This window comes from Xanthomonas nasturtii, from assembly GCF_023337365.3.
Lineage (GTDB): Bacteria > Pseudomonadota > Gammaproteobacteria > Xanthomonadales > Xanthomonadaceae > Xanthomonas > Xanthomonas nasturtii.
In genome coordinates this window covers 2,148,999-2,164,561 of the sequence record NZ_CP142084.2, presented here as the reverse complement: position 1 = coordinate 2,164,561, position 15,563 = coordinate 2,148,999, and the positions used below count along the sequence as shown (strand labels likewise).

At 65.7% G+C, this 15,563-nt stretch carries 14 protein-coding genes and 1 other RNA gene; 1 reads left to right on the top strand and 14 read right to left on the bottom strand.

The features are described from left to right. The first annotated feature begins 7 nt into the window (after positions 1-7). Positions 8-1,042: a DUF1176 domain-containing protein gene (locus M3O59_RS09485; RefSeq protein ID WP_064634946.1), complete on the top strand. Its 1,035-nt coding sequence runs from the start codon at positions 8-10 to the stop codon at positions 1,040-1,042. A gap of 101 nt (positions 1,043-1,143) precedes the next feature. On the opposite strand, the gene recJ is transcribed toward M3O59_RS09485, so the two are convergent. From recJ to M3O59_RS09415, 14 genes are all read right to left on the bottom strand, one after another. Then, positions 1,144-2,883 carry a single-stranded-DNA-specific exonuclease RecJ gene (gene recJ / locus M3O59_RS09480; RefSeq protein ID WP_064634947.1) on the bottom strand — a complete coding sequence of 580 codons (1,740 nt, stop codon included), beginning with the start codon at positions 2,881-2,883 and terminating at the stop codon, positions 1,144-1,146. Then, a complete protein-coding gene (locus M3O59_RS09475; protein WP_116905496.1) occupies positions 2,880-3,800 on the bottom strand; it encodes a phosphoglycerate mutase in 921 nt (306 codons plus the stop codon). The genes recJ and M3O59_RS09475 overlap by 4 nt, the downstream gene beginning before the upstream one ends. 16 nt (positions 3,801-3,816) lie before the next feature. Continuing rightward, a complete protein-coding gene (gene greA / locus M3O59_RS09470; RefSeq protein WP_181920506.1) occupies positions 3,817-4,281 on the bottom strand; it encodes a transcription elongation factor GreA in 465 nt (154 codons plus the stop codon). A gap of 8 nt (positions 4,282-4,289) precedes the next feature. After that, positions 4,290-7,532 carry a carbamoyl-phosphate synthase large subunit gene (carB, locus tag M3O59_RS09465; RefSeq protein WP_116905495.1) on the bottom strand — a complete coding sequence of 1,081 codons (3,243 nt, stop codon included), beginning with the start codon at positions 7,530-7,532 and terminating at the stop codon, positions 4,290-4,292. Position 7,533: 1 nt separating this feature from the next. After that, positions 7,534-7,938, bottom strand: coding sequence for a four helix bundle protein (locus tag M3O59_RS09460; RefSeq protein ID WP_116905494.1), 405 nt, complete (start codon positions 7,936-7,938; stop codon positions 7,534-7,536). Continuing rightward, positions 7,935-9,089 carry a glutamine-hydrolyzing carbamoyl-phosphate synthase small subunit gene (gene carA, locus M3O59_RS09455; RefSeq protein WP_116905493.1) on the bottom strand — a complete coding sequence of 385 codons (1,155 nt, stop codon included), beginning with the start codon at positions 9,087-9,089 and terminating at the stop codon, positions 7,935-7,937. The genes M3O59_RS09460 and carA overlap by 4 nt, the downstream gene beginning before the upstream one ends. 238 nt (positions 9,090-9,327) lie before the next feature. Beyond that, a complete protein-coding gene (dapB, locus tag M3O59_RS09450; protein WP_116905492.1) occupies positions 9,328-10,044 on the bottom strand; it encodes a 4-hydroxy-tetrahydrodipicolinate reductase in 717 nt (238 codons plus the stop codon). Between the two features lie 345 nt (positions 10,045-10,389). Continuing rightward, positions 10,390-11,109, bottom strand: coding sequence for an MOSC domain-containing protein (locus M3O59_RS09445; protein WP_116905491.1), 720 nt, complete (start codon positions 11,107-11,109; stop codon positions 10,390-10,392). After that, complete coding sequence (locus tag M3O59_RS09440) at positions 11,106-12,308, bottom strand: aminotransferase-like domain-containing protein (protein WP_064634955.1); 1,203 nt, start codon at positions 12,306-12,308, stop codon at positions 11,106-11,108. Before M3O59_RS09440 ends, M3O59_RS09445 begins: the two co-directional genes overlap by 4 nt. Positions 12,309-12,384: 76 nt before the next feature. After that, positions 12,385-12,461, bottom strand: a non-coding RNA gene (locus tag M3O59_RS09435) — sX9 sRNA. A gap of 76 nt (positions 12,462-12,537) precedes the next feature. Further along, the gene (locus M3O59_RS09430) at positions 12,538-13,038 is read right to left on the bottom strand and encodes a hypothetical protein (protein WP_064634956.1); all 501 of its coding nucleotides are present in this window, start codon (positions 13,036-13,038) and stop codon (positions 12,538-12,540) included. A 59-nt stretch (positions 13,039-13,097) separates the two neighbouring features. Then, complete coding sequence (locus M3O59_RS09425; protein WP_116905490.1) at positions 13,098-13,352, bottom strand: DUF6587 family protein; 255 nt, start codon at positions 13,350-13,352, stop codon at positions 13,098-13,100. 1 nt (position 13,353) lies between these two features. Further along, a complete protein-coding gene (gene feoB, locus M3O59_RS09420; RefSeq protein WP_116905489.1) occupies positions 13,354-15,213 on the bottom strand; it encodes a ferrous iron transporter B in 1,860 nt (619 codons plus the stop codon). Further along, positions 15,210-15,458 (bottom strand): FeoA family protein, encoded by a 249-nt coding sequence (locus M3O59_RS09415; RefSeq protein WP_064634959.1) that lies wholly within the window; start codon positions 15,456-15,458, stop codon positions 15,210-15,212. Before M3O59_RS09415 ends, feoB begins: the two co-directional genes overlap by 4 nt. Positions 15,459-15,563: the final 105 nt, after the last annotated feature.

Below are 15,563 nucleotides of genomic sequence, written 5' to 3'. Positions count from 1 at the left end.
ATCAAAAATGCGCATCAAACTTATCGCCGCCGCACTGATACTCTCGCCTGGCGCGGCGCTTGCCGCAGCCTCCGCAGGCGGTGTCGAGTTCAGTCACAAGGACTGGACGATCGCCTGCGACAACACCCGTACCTGCCGTGCCGCCGGCTACCAGCCGGAGGAAACCGAACCGGCAGTTTCGGTGCTGCTGACCCGCAAGGCAGGAGCAGCGCAACCGGTGACGGCGCAACTCAAACTCGGTCAGCTCAAACAGGCTGCTGCTCCCTCCACCCTGACATTGTCCATCGGCACGCGCGATCTCGGCCGCCTGAATCTGCAAGGCACGACAGGCAGCGCCACGCTGAGCGCTGCCCAGACCAGCGCACTGCTGGCTGCACTGACCGGTAAGAGCGTGGCGATCGCGGCGGTCGGTAACGACGGTCGCCGTTGGCAGCTCTCCGATCAGGGCGCCAGCGCCGTGCTGCTCAAGATGGATGAGTTTCAGGGTCGCCTGGGCACCCGCGGCGCTCTGATCCGCAAAGGCAATGGCAATGAATCGGCCGTCTTGCCGGCGCTTGCGGCTCCACAGGTACAGGTGGCTAAGCTCGCTGCCGCGCAGCCCGGCGATGCCAAGCTGGCGCGTCTGCCGGCGCTGTATGCCGCGCTGAAAACCGCTCTTCCCGCCAATGAGCAGTGCCAGGCGCTGGAGCAAGGCGGTGCGCAGGAGCCGCTGAACATCACGCGCCTCAGCAACGACAAGCTGCTGGTCTCGGCCGCCTGCACGCTGGGCGCCTACAACCTCGGCATGGGGTATTGGGTAGTCAACGCGCGCGCGCCCTTCGCACCTGTGCTGGTGACCATGGAGGGCACCGAGTTGAGCGGGTCGACCATCCGCTCGTCGCAGAAGGGACGTGGCCTGGGAGATTGCTCGGTTGATGCCAGCTGGAGCTGGACAGGACAGCGCTTCGTGCAGACCGCCAAGTCCAATTCCGGCCTGTGCCGCGAGATCGCCGCCGGCGGTGCCTGGCAGCTACCCACGCTGGTGACGGCAGTCAAGAAGTAACAGAGCGATTACTGGACAACTGCGGGCACCACTGTGCGCCCGCAGCCATTTGCACCAACGGAACGGATCAGCGCCGGCAAGCCGGTCGCCGCACGTTCAACTCAGGCCGCATCCATCGCCGGCTCGCAATGCTCGACGATCAGCTGCACCGCCGTGCCGCCGCGATAGTCGTCGGCGACCAGGCGATAGGCCAACCGCACCATCCGCCCGGGCTCGCTGCCGTGCCAGCCGTTGAAGTGGATGGCATTGAGCGGCTCGGCGCGCCCTGCGCAGCGCAAGGTCAGCTTGAGATGGCGCTCCTTGAGCACGCGGTATTGCAACACTTCGAACTGACCATCGAACAGCGGCTCGGGAAACCCCTGCCCCCACGGCCCGGCCACGCGCAGTGCTTCAGCATGCACGTGATCGAGTTCGTGCGCGGCCAGTTCGCCGTCGCTGTGCAATTCGGCATGCAGCAGCGAGGCGTCCACCATCGCCGTCACCTGCGCCTGGAAGGCCTGCTCGAACGTGGCCAACGCCGCGTGATCGATGCTCAAGCCGGCGGCCATCGCATGCCCACCGAACTTCTGGATCAGCCCGGGATGGCGTGCGTCCACCGCCGCCAGCACATCGCGGATATGCAGGCCAGGAATCGAGCGCGCCGAGCCGCGCAACAGGGTGCTACCCGGCTCCGCGGGCGCCAGCGCGATCACCGGACGGTGCAGGCGGTCCTTGAGTTTGGAGGCGACCAGACCGATCACGCCCGGGTGCCATTCGGCATCGAACAGGCAGGCAGCCATCGGCAAGGCGCCATCGGCATCCAGCACCACCTTGGTGACGGCTTGCTCGGCATCGTCGGTCATCAACTGCTGCACCGCGCGGCGCTCGGCATTGATCTCTTCCAGCGTGCCGGCAATCTCGCGCGCCTGGCTCCAGTCTTCGCTGAGCAACAACTCGATGCCCAGTGCCATGTCCTCGAGCCGACCGGCCGCATTGAGACGTGGCCCGAGCGCAAACCCGATATCGCTGGCGCTCAGCCGCGCCACATCGCGGCCGCTGGCATCGATCAGGGCGCGCAAGCCGATACAGCCCTTGCCCTCACGCAGGCGGCGCAAGCCGGCCGACACCAGCGCACGGTTGTTGGTATCCAGCGGCACCAGATCGGCGACGGTGCCGACCGCAACCAGATCCAGCAACACCGACAGATCCGGCTCGGCGCGCTCGGCAAAGGCGCCGCGTGCGCGCAACACGCCACGCAACGCCAGCAACACGTAGAAGATCACGCCAACCCCGGCCAGCGTCTTGCTGGGGAACGTGTCCTGGGCCAGATTCGGGTCGACGATCGCATCGGCCGGCGGCAGCACCTCGCCCGGCAGGTGGTGGTCGGTGACCAGCACGGTCCAGCCACGCGCCTTGGCTGCGGCCACACCGGCATGGCAGGCGATGCCGTGATCGACGGTGACCAGCACATCCGGCTGCAACGCCGCCAGTTCGTCGACCAATGCGGGCGACAGGCCATAGCCATGCACCATGCGATTGGGCACGGCGTGGTGCACATCCAGCGCGCCGAGCATGCGCAAGCCGCGCACACCCACCGCGCAGGCGGTGGCGCCATCGCAGTCGAAATCGCCCACCACCAGGATGCGCCGTTGCTGGGCGATCGCATCGGCCAGTAGCTCGGCGGCCACACCGCTGTTGTGCAGCAGTTCCGGTGACAACAACTGGCCCAGGCGCGGTTGCGCGCCTTGCGCATCGGTGACCCCGCGCGCGGCATAGATCCGGCGCAGCAGCGGCAACATGGTATCGGGCCAACTGCCGGCCTGCCCGGAAGGGCGCCGGACGATCCGCGGAGGCGAACTCATTGCGCCAGCTGTACCCGTGGCTTGCGCCAGAAACGCCAGCGTTGCGCATGCGTGAGCGACACGCTGTCGCCGTCCTGGAAATCCAGCACCAGCCGATCCAGCTCGCCGCGCGCCATTGCCGCCAGCAACGGCGCCACCGCGTCGTCGCTGAACTGCTGCAACGAACGCAGATGGCGCAGGTCCACCAGCGCATCCACGCGCTGTTCGCCCTGCGCATCGGCACCTGCCGCCAGCGCCAGCGCACGCAGCAGCGATTCGCGGCTGCGCACCTGGCGATGCGGCGATGTCACCGCATGCGGCAACACGCCGCCACCCCAGAACCACACCGAATTGATCGCCGGTTTACCGCTGGCCACGCGGCCTTCGTTCCAGGGATGTTGATGCAGCAGCACCTGCGCTTCGGTCAGCAAGGCACGCCAGCGGCGGCCACTGTCGCCGGCCGGCAAATGCTCGAACAGATCGTCGCCAATGGCGACATCCGGCGGTGCGAAATCCGGCAACTTCGCATCCGGCGACAAACGCAGATACCAGCGCGCTGGCGTGGGCGCATCCAGCAGGAATCCTGCATCGCCGAACATCGGCTTGAGGATCGGCAGCAGTACCGCCAGATCCTCGGCGGTGGGGCCAAGCGCCTCGCCGTAGCCCATCAGCCGCGCGCCCTGCATGTCCGGCACCACATAGGCCGGGTCGGCACGCACCCAGGTCGCGCCAGCGGCATCGCCGGCATCCAGCTGCCGGGTCAACGCGGCCACCGGCCAGTGCGTCGGCGTCAGGCTGAAATGGCGCTGCAATTGCGCCACTTCGCCCGCCTCGGCGGGGTGCTGGTCGGCGCGTGCGAGCGCACGCGCCACCGCCGTGTCGCCCAGGGTTCCGGGCAGACGGCGTTTTTCCGGCAGCAGCAGCGTGGCGGTGGTCATCGCGCGGTGGTGCCGGTCAATCCAGGTAGGCCACGCTGACGACTTCGTACTCGCGCTGGCCGGCCGGCGCGTCGATGGTGACCGAATCGCCTTCCAGCTTGCCGATCAGCGCACGCGCCAACGGCGAAGAAATCGCGATCAGGCCCATCTTGATGTCCGCTTCCAGATCGCCAACGATCTGGTAGCGCTTCTCTTCGTCGGTCTCGGTATCTGCCAGCGTCACCGTGGCGCCGAACACGATCTTGGTGCCGGCCGACAGCTTGGTGATGTCGATGATCTCGGCATGCGAGAGCTCGCCTTCCAGCTGCTTGATGCGGCCTTCGATGAAGCTCTGCTGCTCGCGCGCGGCGTGATACTCGGCGTTTTCCTTCAGGTCGCCGTGCGCACGCGCTTCGGCAATCGCATTGATCACCTCCGGACGCTTGACCGACTTCAGCTGGTCCAGCTCTTCGCGCAGGCGCAGCGCGCCCTTGGATGTCATGGGTGCTCTCATGCTTGAAGCTCCTTGTGCAGTTCCTGCAGCGACCACACGGGGCCGGTGCCGCGGAATTCCAGCGAATGCACCAGCGCCCTGGCGCCGGCGACAGTGGTCGAATAGGTCACGCGATGCTGCAACGCTTCACGCCGGATCGAGAACGAATCGGAGATGGCGGCGCGACCTTCGGTGGTGTTGACGATATAGACGATCTCGCCGTTCTTGATCGAATCGACGATATGCGGGCGACCTTCGGCGACCTTGTTGACGATTTCGCAGGTCAGGCCGTTCTGCTGCAGCCAGGCACCGGTGCCGCGCGTGGCCACCAGCGTATAGCCGCGCTCCACCAACGCCTGCGCAACCGGCAGCACGCGCTGCTTGTCCGGGTCGCGCACCGACACGAAGGCCTTGCCCACCGGCGGCGCCTTGATGCCGCCGGCTTCCTGCGCGCGCGCGAAGGCGGCACTGAAGCTGCGGCCCACGCCCATCACCTCACCGGTGGAACGCATCTCCGGCCCGAGGATCGGGTCCACGCCCTGGAACTTGGCGAACGGGAAGATCGCCTCTTTCACCGAGTAGTAGTCCGGCACGATTTCCTTGGTGGCGCCCTGCTCGGCCAGCGTCTTGCCGGCCATGCAGCGTGCGGCGATCTTGGCCAGCGGGGTGCCGATGGCCTTGGACACAAACGGCACGGTGCGCGAAGCACGCGGGTTCACTTCCAGCAGGAACACCACATCGTCGCCGGCTTCATCGACCTGCACCGCGAACTGGGTGTTCATCAGGCCGACCACGTTCAAGCCTTCGGCCAGCATCACCACCTGGCGGCGCAGCTCGGCCTGGGTCTTGGGCGAGAGCGAATACGGCGGCAGCGAGCACGACGAATCACCCGAATGCACGCCGGCTTCTTCGATGTGTTCCATCAAGCCGCCAATCAGCACGTTGCCGTCCTTGTCGGCAATGATGTCCACGTCCACTTCCACCGCGTTGTCGAGGAATCGGTCCAGCAGCACCGGCGAATCGTTGGAGACCTTCACCGCATCGCGCACGTAACGCGCCAGATCGGATTCGCCGTACACGATTTCCATCGCGCGGCCGCCCAGCACATAGCTCGGGCGCACCACCAGCGGGTAGCCGATTTCGCGCGCCAGCACCAAGGCTTCTTCGGCATTGCGCGCGATGCGGTTCGGCGGCTGCTTCAGGCCCAGCTTGTCGACCAGCTGCTGGAAACGCTCGCGGTCTTCGGCCAGATCGATCGAATCCGGCGAGGTGCCGATCACCGGCACGCCGTTGGCTTCCAGCGCACGCGCCAGCTTCAGCGGGGTCTGCCCGCCGTACTGCACGATCACGCCCTTGGGCTGTTCCAGCTCGACGATTTCCAGCACGTCTTCCAGCGTCAGCGGCTCGAAGTACAGACGGTCGGAGGTGTCGTAGTCGGTGGAGACGGTTTCCGGGTTGCAGTTGACCATGATGGTCTCGTACCCGTCGTCGCGCAGCGCCAGCGCCGCATGCACGCAGCAGTAATCGAACTCGATGCCCTGGCCGATGCGGTTCGGGCCACCGCCCAGGATCATGATCTTGTCGCGGTTGGTCGGCAGCGCTTCGCATTCGTCCTCGTAGGTCGAATACAGGTACGCGGTGCTGGTGGAGAATTCCGCCGCGCACGAGTCAACGCGCTTGTAGACCGGGCGAACTTTGAGCGCGCGGCGCAGCGTACGCACCGATTCTTCGTTGCTGCCGATCAGCTGGGCCAGGCGCGCATCGGAAAACCCGGCGCGCTTGAGCATGCGCAGACGCGGCGCATCCAATGCGGCCATGCCATCGTCGGCCAGCTGCTGCTCATGGCTGATGAGCTCTTCGATCTGGTCCAGGAACCAGGGGTCGATGAACGACAGCGCATACACCTCGTCCACGGTCATGCCGGCGCGGAATGCATCGGCGACATAGAACAGACGCTCCGGGCCCGGCGCCTTGAGCTCGCGCTTGAGCGCGGCGATGTCGTCTTCGCTGCTCAGATCCAGACCGGTCGGGTCCAGGCCGATCTTGCCGGTTTCCAGGCCGCGCAGCGCTTTCTGCAGCGACTCCTGGAAGGTGCGGCCCATCGCCATCACCTCGCCCACCGACTTCATCTGCGTGGTCAGGCGTGCGTCGGCCTGCGGGAACTTCTCAAAGGCGAAGCGCGGAATCTTGGTGACCACATAATCGATCGACGGTTCGAACGACGCCGGGGTCAGGCCGCCGGTGATTTCGTTCTTCAATTCGTCCAGCGTGTAGCCCACCGCCAGCTTGGCGGCGACCTTGGCGATCGGGAAGCCGGTGGCCTTGGAGGCCAGCGCCGACGAACGCGACACGCGCGGGTTCATTTCGATGACGACAACGCGGCCATTGGTCGGGCTGATGCCGAACTGCACGTTGGAGCCGCCGGTGTCCACACCGATCTTGCGCAGCACCGCGATCGAGGCATCGCGCAGGCGCTGATATTCCTTGTCGGTGAGCGTCTGCGCCGGCGCCACGGTGATCGAGTCGCCGGTGTGCACGCCCATCGGGTCGAGGTTTTCGATGGCGCACACGATGATGCAGTTGTCCGCGGTGTCGCGCACCACTTCCATCTCGAATTCCTTCCAGCCCAGCACCGACTCTTCCACCAGCACTTCGGTGGTCGGCGACAGCTCCAGGCCGCGCCCAACGATCTCGATCAGCTCTTCGCGGTTGTAGGCGATGCCGCCGCCGCTGCCGCCCAGGGTGAAGCTGGGGCGGATGATGGTCGGGTAGCCGACGCGGGTCTGGATATCCAGCGCTTCTTCCAGCGTGTGCGCCACTTCGGCACGGGGGCAGTCCAGGCCGATCTCGCCCATCGCCACGCGGAACAGCTCGCGGTCTTCGGCCATGCGGATCGCTTCGCGCTTGGCGCCGATCAGCTCGACGTTGTACTTCTCCAGCACGCCGTGGTCGGCCAGATCCAGCGCGCAATTCAGCGCGGTCTGTCCGCCCATGGTCGGCAGCAGGGCGTCGGGCTTTTCCTTGGCGATGATCTTTTCGACCGTCTGCCAGTTGATCGGCTCGATGTACACGGCGTCGGCCATGTTCGGGTCGGTCATGATGGTGGCCGGATTGCTGTTGACCAGCACCACGCGGTAGCCCTCGTCGCGCAGTGCCTTGCACGCCTGCGCGCCTGAGTAATCGAACTCGCAGGCCTGGCCGATGACGATCGGGCCAGCGCCGATGATGAGGATGGTTTTAAGGTCTGTACGCTTTGGCATTTCAGCTCCGGGACCGGGGACCGGGGAACGGGGACCCGGACTCCAACTTCTGATTGAGTGAGTAGTGCAACTTGTGCAGCATTTTGCTGACACGCTCGGCGACATCCAGGACGATTTCGACCTGATGCGGCTCAGCCAGCGCGAGCTCTGAAGCAAGTGTCAACTGTGTTTGTAATTCTGCAACCGAACCACGCGCGATCGAAATAAATCGCGCATAGTCCTTGGTCGAACCGCGAGCATTTCCTTCGGCGATGTTGGAAGGCGCCGAGACTGCAGCGCGCTGCAGCTGCGACGAAAGTCCATAACGTTCTTCACGCGGAAACGCGCCAGTCAGTTCGTAGACCATCTTCGCCAGCGTCATTGCAAGACGCCAGACTTCCAGTTCGCGGAAATGCGAAGGGCTCAAGCATTGCCACCCGGGTCCCTGGTCCCCGGTCCCCGGTCCCGCATCAATGCGGTGAACCGATCGAACAACGGCCCCACGTCGCGCGGGCCCGGCGATGCTTCCGGGTGGCCCTGGAACGAGAACGCCGGTGCGTCGGTCAGTGCGATGCCCTGGTTGGTGCCATCGAACAGCGAACGATGGGTCACCCGCACATTGGCCGGCAGCGTGGTTTCGTCCACCGCAAAGCCATGATTTTGCGAAGTGATCATCACCCGCCCGCCGTCCAGATCCTGCACCGGATGGTTGGCACCATGGTGGCCGGTGGCCATCTTCACCGTCTTGGCACCGGCGGCCAACGCCAGCAGCTGATGGCCCAGGCAGATGCCGAAGGTCGGCACCTTCTGCGCGATCAGTTCCTTGATCGCGTCAATGGCGTAATCGCACGGCTCCGGATCGCCCGGGCCGTTGGACAGGAACACGCCGTCCGGATTCATCGCCAGCACCTCGGCCACCGGCGTGCGGGCCGGCACCACGGTGACGTCGCAACCACGATCGGCCAGCATGCGCAGGATGTTGAGTTTGACGCCATAGTCATAAGCGACAACCTTGTGCTTCAACTCGGCGCGTACGAAGGTGTCTGAGTTCAGATCCAGCGAGCCTTCCGTCCAGTTATACGTGCTCTCGGTCGAGACCACCTTGGCCAGATCCATGCCCTTCAGGCCGGGGAAGTTGCGCGCGGCTTCCAGCGCCTTGTCGACATCGATCTCGCCGGCCATCAGCGCACCGTTCTGAGCGCCCTTCTGGCGCAGCAGGCGGGTCAGCTTGCGGGTGTCGATGCCGGAAATGGCGACGACACCGCGGGCCTGCAGCCATTCCGGCAAGGCCACCTGGCTGCGCCAGTTGCTGGGACGACGCGGCACATCGCGCACGATCAGGCCGGCGGCCCAGATCTTGCGGGCTTCGTCGTCCTGGTCGGTAAAGCCGGTGTTGCCGATATGCGGATAGGTCAGCGTGACCATCTGGCGGGCGTAGGAGGGATCGGTCAGGACTTCCTGATAGCCGGTCATGGCGGTGTTGAACACCACTTCACCGACGGAAAGCCCGTTGGCGCCTACGGATTCGCCCTCGAACACGGTGCCGTCTTCGAGGACAAGGATTGCGGGTTGGGTCACGTGGGGTCTCGCTCTGGCTGCCTGGGACTCCGATGCGCTTCCGGCCAAATTCCGGTTGCAACAAAGCGCGGACGCGGTGCTGGGGACCGGTCCGACGCTGGTTCGGGCAAGCGAGAATTGTAAAGGCAAGTGTCCCGGCATGCCAGCCTGAAGAGCATGCGAAGCAGCACGGGTGTCGGCGCCACGCATGAATAGGCATGCCACTGCGGCTGCCGTTCATGCGCGGCTGCGCGCCGGCTTACAGCACCAGATCGCGCACCCGGTAGCTGCCGGCCGGCTTGCCGATCAGTCGTTTGGCCGCATGCAATGCGCCACGCGCGAAGATGTCGCGATTGGTGGCGCGATGCACCAGCTCGACCCGCTCGCCCAGCCCGGTGAACTGCACGGTGTGTTCGCCGACGATGTCGCCGGCACGCAAGCTGGCATAGCGCGGCTGCGCACCGCTACCGGTGGCCGCCTCGCCCAGCGTCAATGCGGTGCCGGAAGGCGCATCCTGCTTGTGCACGTGATGCGCTTCGATGATGTCGCAATCCCAGCCCGGCAGCGTGCCGGCGGCGCGCTCCACCAGCTCGGTCAGCACCGCAACGCCGAGACTGAAGTTGGACGCCCACACCAACGGAATCTGCTGCGCGGCATCGCGCAGTGCTACGCGCTGCGCTTCGTCCAGCCCGGTGGTGCCGGACACCAGCGGCTTGCCGCGCTGCGCGCACAACGCCAGGATCGGTGCAAAGCCCTGCGGCAGGCTGAAGTCGATGGCCACATCGAACGCGGGCGCACCGCCGAGTTCGCTGGCGGCGAAGAACGGCACACCCTCGACCACCCGTTGCGAGGGCGAGCGGCCCACCACGGCGCCGACCACCTGCACGGCCTCGTCTTCGGCAGCCAATCGCAACAACGCCTTGCCCATCCGCCCGGAGGCGCCGTGGATCAGAACTTTCATAGCAGAGGTTGTCATGGCGGCAGGCTGGCTTGGCGATGTGGGTGGTACACGATAGCCGGGATTGGGATTTGGGATTGGCGATTCGTCACTGCGGTGCCGCACTGCGCGCGTTGCGCAATGATGCGACTGGTCGCTTTCGAGGCTGGCGACGGGGCGTAGCGAACGGTTCTTGAAGAGGTAGCGACGAGCGGAGAGCAGCAGAAGCGATCGGCCGCTCTACGCGTGGCGATCGCAATGCAGCGTGCAGTCTTCACGCCAGCGTGAGCTGCGCCCGGCGCAAGCGCAGACACGTGCTGTACCAACCGACGTACGCAGTGAACACATCCGCCTGGCATTGCGCAGTAATTTTGTCAGCCGCGCTTAATCGCCGATACCGTCCAGGCGCTTGCTCCAGCTTTCCACTTCGCTGCGCTGCAGGCGGCGTTCGAACAGCGTGCGCCACGACGGCACCAGCGGCAGCTGCAAAACCGCAGTGACTGCTGCAACATCGACCTTGCGCGCGTACAACAGCTGTTGCAGGCGCGACAGCGTCCATTGCGGATGCGGTCGCGCCTGCAGGGTCAGCAGATCGCCGGCCGCAACGCTGCCCGGCTGCAGCACCCGGTAGTACCAGCCGGTGCGGCCGGTTTCCTGCACGCGCCGCGCCAGCTCACGCACACCGAACCTGTCCGACAGTTTCCAGCACGGTTGGCGCACCTGCGACACCTCCACCACTGCCGTGCCCAGGGCGAAGCGATCGCCCAGACAGACCTCGGCTTCGGTCAGGCCGACACTGCTGAGGTTTTCGCCAAAGGCGCCGGCAGCATCCAGCAACCCATGCGCGCCAAGTTCATCGCGCCAGGCTGCATAGTGATCGCGCGGGTAATGATGGATGGCCTTGTCCGGCCCGCCGTGCACGCGTCGGTCGCCCTGCGCGTCACCTTGCAGGCCTTCCATGCCCAGCTGCACCGCACCTTGCACTGCACGTTTGTCGATCGCGCTATGGCTACCGGGGCGGGTGAAACCGCGCACGCTGCCGATTGCCACGCTGTCGATCCTTACCGCAATCGGTGCGCCCTGTCCCGCCGTTGCCACTGTCACGCGCCCTGCCCCGGCAGCTCGGCCAGCGCCTCGCGCAGCAGCTCGCCCAGGACCTGGATGCCTGCATCGATCTTCTCTGCGGGCACGGTGACGAACGACAGGCGTAGCGTATTGGTCTGCGGCAAGGTGGCAAAGAACGGCGCACCCGGCACGAACGCGACATTGCGTGCAATGGCCCGCGCCAGCAACGCGGTGCCGTCCAGCCCGGGCGGCAGGCTCACCCACAGGAACATCCCGCCTTCAGGACGGTTCCATTGCACCTGTTCTGGGAAATGCAGGTCCAGTGCCTCCAGCATCAGGCTGCACTGGCGTGCGTACAGAGCGCGGATCTGCGGAATATGGGTGTCGAGAAAGTCGTCCTGCAGCGTCTGGTACACCACGCGCTGGGTGAACGATGGGGTGTGCAGATCGGCTGCCTGCTTGGCCTGGATCAGTTTGCCCAGCACCGCTTCGGGCGCCACCACATAGCCCAGCCGCAGGCCGGGTGCGAGCACCTTGGAAAACGAGCCCATGTAGATGACGCCTTCCGGGTTCATCGACAGCAGGCTCGGCAGCGGCTGGCCGCTGTAGTACAGCTCGCCGTACGGGTCGTCTTCGACGATCGGCACACCCGCCTCGGCCGCGCGCGCCACCAACGCCTGGCGACGCGCCAACGGCAGGCGCCGGCCGGTGGGGTTCTGGAAATTCGGCAGGCAGTACAGAAACCGCGCATCGGCCAGCAGTGACGGATCCAGCGCGTCCACCACCACGCCGTCCTCGTCCGACGGCATGCCGACGAATGCCGGCTGGAATAACGAAAACGCCTGGAGTGCACCCAGATAGCTCGGCGTTTCCACCAGCACCTTGCTGCCTTCGTCGATGAAGACCTTGCCGAGCAGGTCCAGGCCCTGTTGCGAGCCGGTGGTGATCAGCACCTGGCTGGGCCGGATGCTGGCGCCATCGCGGCTCAAGCGCGCGGCCACCCAGTCGCGCAGCGGCGCATAGCCTTCGGTGGGGCCGTATTGCAGGGCCGCCTGTGGCGCGTCGCGCAGCACCTGGTCGCTGGCCGCGCGCATGCGCTCCACCGGAAAGGTCGCTGGCGAGGGCAGACCGCCGGCGAAGGAAATGACCTCCGGCCGCTCGGTCACCTTGAGGATTTCGCGAATCGCCGAACTGGTCAGCGCCTGCGCACGTCGGGAGATCTGGAAGGAGGTCGTCATGCCGCAAGCATAGCGAACGCCACTGGCGGTGGCGCTGTGCACTGCAACGACAGACCCCTCGCCACTTGCCGAGAGCGGCGAACAAAATGGAGCGAGCCGCCGCCAGGCGGGTGTGGACGGCGCGCTCAGAAGCGGCGTGTACGAGTGATACGTGCCACCTCAAGCATCGGCCGCGCCCGCCTGACGTGAGCGCAGTCGCTTTGTTCACCGCTCTTGGCGCGACGCCCGCCTACTGATACGCCGGGCCGACCCAGGCAGTGCCTTCGCTGCGTTCGATCAAGGTCTTCCAGCGTTTGCGGATCACCTTGTCGCGTGTGCGGAAGGTCATGCGCAGCCCGGGCAGACCGAGCGTGGCGCGTGTTTCGACCATCGCCGACTGCTCGTCTGCGGCAATGTCGATCTTGGTGATCGAATGCTTGTAGTCGATCAACTCTTCCGGATTGGCCACATGGCGCATCTGCCGCAGCACCTGCGCCCATTCGCCGTTGGACTTGCAATAGTTCTCGCGGGTGGTGGTCTGCCGCTGCTGATGCGAATCCATGCGGTACAGCACCACCATTTCGAAGTCGGGCGCGGTCATCGCGCAGAGCGCATCGCCATCCTGGCCCAGCATCGCCTTGTCGTGCGCGGCGTAGAAGTCGCGCACCTGCTTCTCGTCGAGCGCATTGCCACCGTAGTTATAGAAACCCGCAATGGCGGCCAACACCGCCAACAACACCAGCAAACGCATCACTGCCCCCTGTTTAGCCGCGTCCTGCGGCCGCGCAAGTGTAGCCGACGCTGCCGGGGTCAGTGGCGACGCGGCGGTGGCGGGCCGCAGCTGTCGCAACCGCCACACGCCGATGCGTTTTGTGTCGCCGGTGGTGCCACGCGACGCCCCAGCGCCTGCATCCATGCAGGCCGCCCGGTGCGCAGCAGCGCAAGCGCAAGCGCACCGCGTAAGTGGCGCAGGCTGCCGGGGAATTGTTTGTTCATCACCACCCACAGGCTGACCAGCACCGCGATGGCGATCACCAGGTATTGCAGCGTGAGCGAAAGCGTCACCTCAGCCGGCTCCCAGCAGCACGGCCACTTGGTAGGTCACCAGCGAGGCCAGGTAGGCCAGCGCGAACAGGTACACCGCGCTGATGGTCATCTGCTTCCACGAGTTGGTTTCGCGCTTGATCGTGGCCAGCGTGGAGATGCACATCGGTGCGTAGATGTACCAGACCAGCAGCGACAACGCGGTGGCCAGCGACCAGCCATCGCTGATCAGCGGCGACAACGCCTGCGCTGCCGCATCGTCGTCGGCAGCCGACAGCGCGTACACGGTTGCCAGCGAGGCCACCGCCACTTCGCGTGCGGCCAGGCCCGGAATCAGCGCGATGCAGATCTGCCAGTTGAAGCCCAGCGGCGCGAAGAATATCGCCAGCGCATGGCCGATGCGGCCGGCGAAGCTGTAGTCGATCGCCGGCAAGGTCGCATTGGCCGGCGCTTCGGGAAACGACAGCAGGAACCACAGCAGGATGGTCAGCGCCAGAATGATGCCGCCCACGCGCTTGAGGAAGATCACCGCACGCTCCCACAGGCCAAGCGCCAGGTCGCGCACCTGCGGCACGCGGTAGGACGGCAGCTCCAGCATCAGCGGATGCTCGCTCTTGTCGCGACGCCACTTCTTCATGGTCCACGACACCAGCAGCGCGCTGACGATGGCCGCGGCATACAGCGCGAACAGGATCAGCCCTTGCTGGTTGAAGATTCCCCACACGGTCTTCTGCGGAATGAAGGCACCGATCAGCAGCGCATACACCGGCAGCCGCGCCGAACACGTCATCAGCGGCGCCACCATGATGGTGGCGAGCCGGTCGCGCGGGTCCTGGATGCTGCGCGTGGACATGATGCCCGGCACCGCACACGCGAAGCTCGACAGCAACGGAATGAACGAACGCCCCGACAAGCCGGCCGCGGCCATCATGCGATCCAGCAAAAATGCCGCGCGCGGCAGATACCCGGATTCTTCCAGCGCCAGGATGAAGGCGAACAGGATCAGGATCTGCGGCAGGAAGATGATCACCCCGCCCAGGCCGGCAATGATGCCGTCCTTGAGCAAGCTGTTGAGCGGTCCTTCCGGCAGCGTGGCACCCACCCACTCGCCCAGCATCGCGGTGCCGGCATCGATCAGGTCCATCACCGGCGTGGCCCAGGCATACACCGCCTGGAAGATCAAAAACATCACCACCGCCAGCGTGACCAGACCCCAGACCGGATGCAGCAGCCAGCGGTCCAGCGCATCGTCCACGCGCGAGGTACGCGTGGGCATGGTCACTGCCGCACTCAGGATCTGCCGCACCTGCGCGTGGTAGTTGCCGTCGGCCGGCGGGCTGGTGGCCGGCGCGGCCAGGCTGGCCGCCTGCGCATCCAGGCGTTCGACCAGGACCTTTGCACCGCCGCGCCGCACTGCCACGGTTTCGACCACCGGCACGCCAAGCGCCTGCTCCAGCGCTGGCAGATCGATGACGATGCCGCGGCGTTGCGCGGCGTCCATCATGTTCAGTGCCACGATCATCGGCCGGCCGAGCTCGCGCAACTCCAGCGCAAAGCGCAGGTGCAGGCGCAGATTGGTTGCGTCCATCACGTAGACCAGCACGTCCGGTGCCGGCTCGCCCGGGTAGAAGCCACGGCACAGGTCGCGGGTGATTGCCTCGTCCAGGCTGGCCGGTTGCAGGCTGTAGGCGCCGGGAAGATCGAGCACCGCAAAGTCGCGGCCGGATGGCGCACGAAAATGCCCTTCCTTCCGCTCGACGGTAACGCCGGTGTAGTTGGCCACCTTCTGGCGGCTGCCGGTCAGCTGGTTGAACAACGCGGTCTTGCCGCTGTTGGGATTGCCCACCAATGCCAGACGCAACGGCACGGCCGCCGCATTCATGCCGATGCTCCGTCTTGCCGCACCTGTACGCGCGCGGCCTCGCTACGGCGCAACGCAAACCGCGTGTAACCGACCTGCACCAGCAATGGCTCGCGACCGACCGGCCCGGTGGCCAGCACGGTGACTTCTTCGCCTGCGACAAACCCCAACTCCCGCAGGCGCCGCGCGATCGTGTCGTTGGGGAGGCGATCCTCCACGGAGTCCACAATGGCGGCGCGATGCAAAGGCATGTCGGACAGCGTCACAAAGACGGCCTGAGTGTTAGGAATGGTTCTCAATTCTAGCATCGACGCACCGCATCATGGCTCCGGCGACCCGGCCCGCTATCATGGTTCGCATCCCATTCATGG

Coding starts and splice junctions, on each gene's coding strand:
- M3O59_RS09485 (WP_064634946.1), top strand. CDS start 8: ATGCGCATCAAACTTATCGCCGCCGCACTGATACTCTCGCCTGGCGCG.
- recJ (WP_064634947.1), bottom strand. CDS start 2,883: ATGAGTTCGCCTCCGCGGATCGTCCGGCGCCCTTCCGGGCAGGCCGGC.
- M3O59_RS09475 (WP_116905496.1), bottom strand. CDS start 3,800: ATGACCACCGCCACGCTGCTGCTGCCGGAAAAACGCCGTCTGCCCGGA.
- greA (WP_181920506.1), bottom strand. CDS start 4,281: ATGACATCCAAGGGCGCGCTGCGCCTGCGCGAAGAGCTGGACCAGCTG.
- carB (WP_116905495.1), bottom strand. CDS start 7,532: ATGCCAAAGCGTACAGACCTTAAAACCATCCTCATCATCGGCGCTGGC.
- dapB (WP_116905492.1), bottom strand. CDS start 10,044: ATGACAACCTCTGCTATGAAAGTTCTGATCCACGGCGCCTCCGGGCGG.
- M3O59_RS09440 (WP_064634955.1), bottom strand. CDS start 12,308: ATGACGACCTCCTTCCAGATCTCCCGACGTGCGCAGGCGCTGACCAGT.
- M3O59_RS09430 (WP_064634956.1), bottom strand. CDS start 13,038: ATGCGTTTGCTGGTGTTGTTGGCGGTGTTGGCCGCCATTGCGGGTTTC.
- feoB (WP_116905489.1), bottom strand. CDS start 15,213: ATGAATGCGGCGGCCGTGCCGTTGCGTCTGGCATTGGTGGGCAATCCC.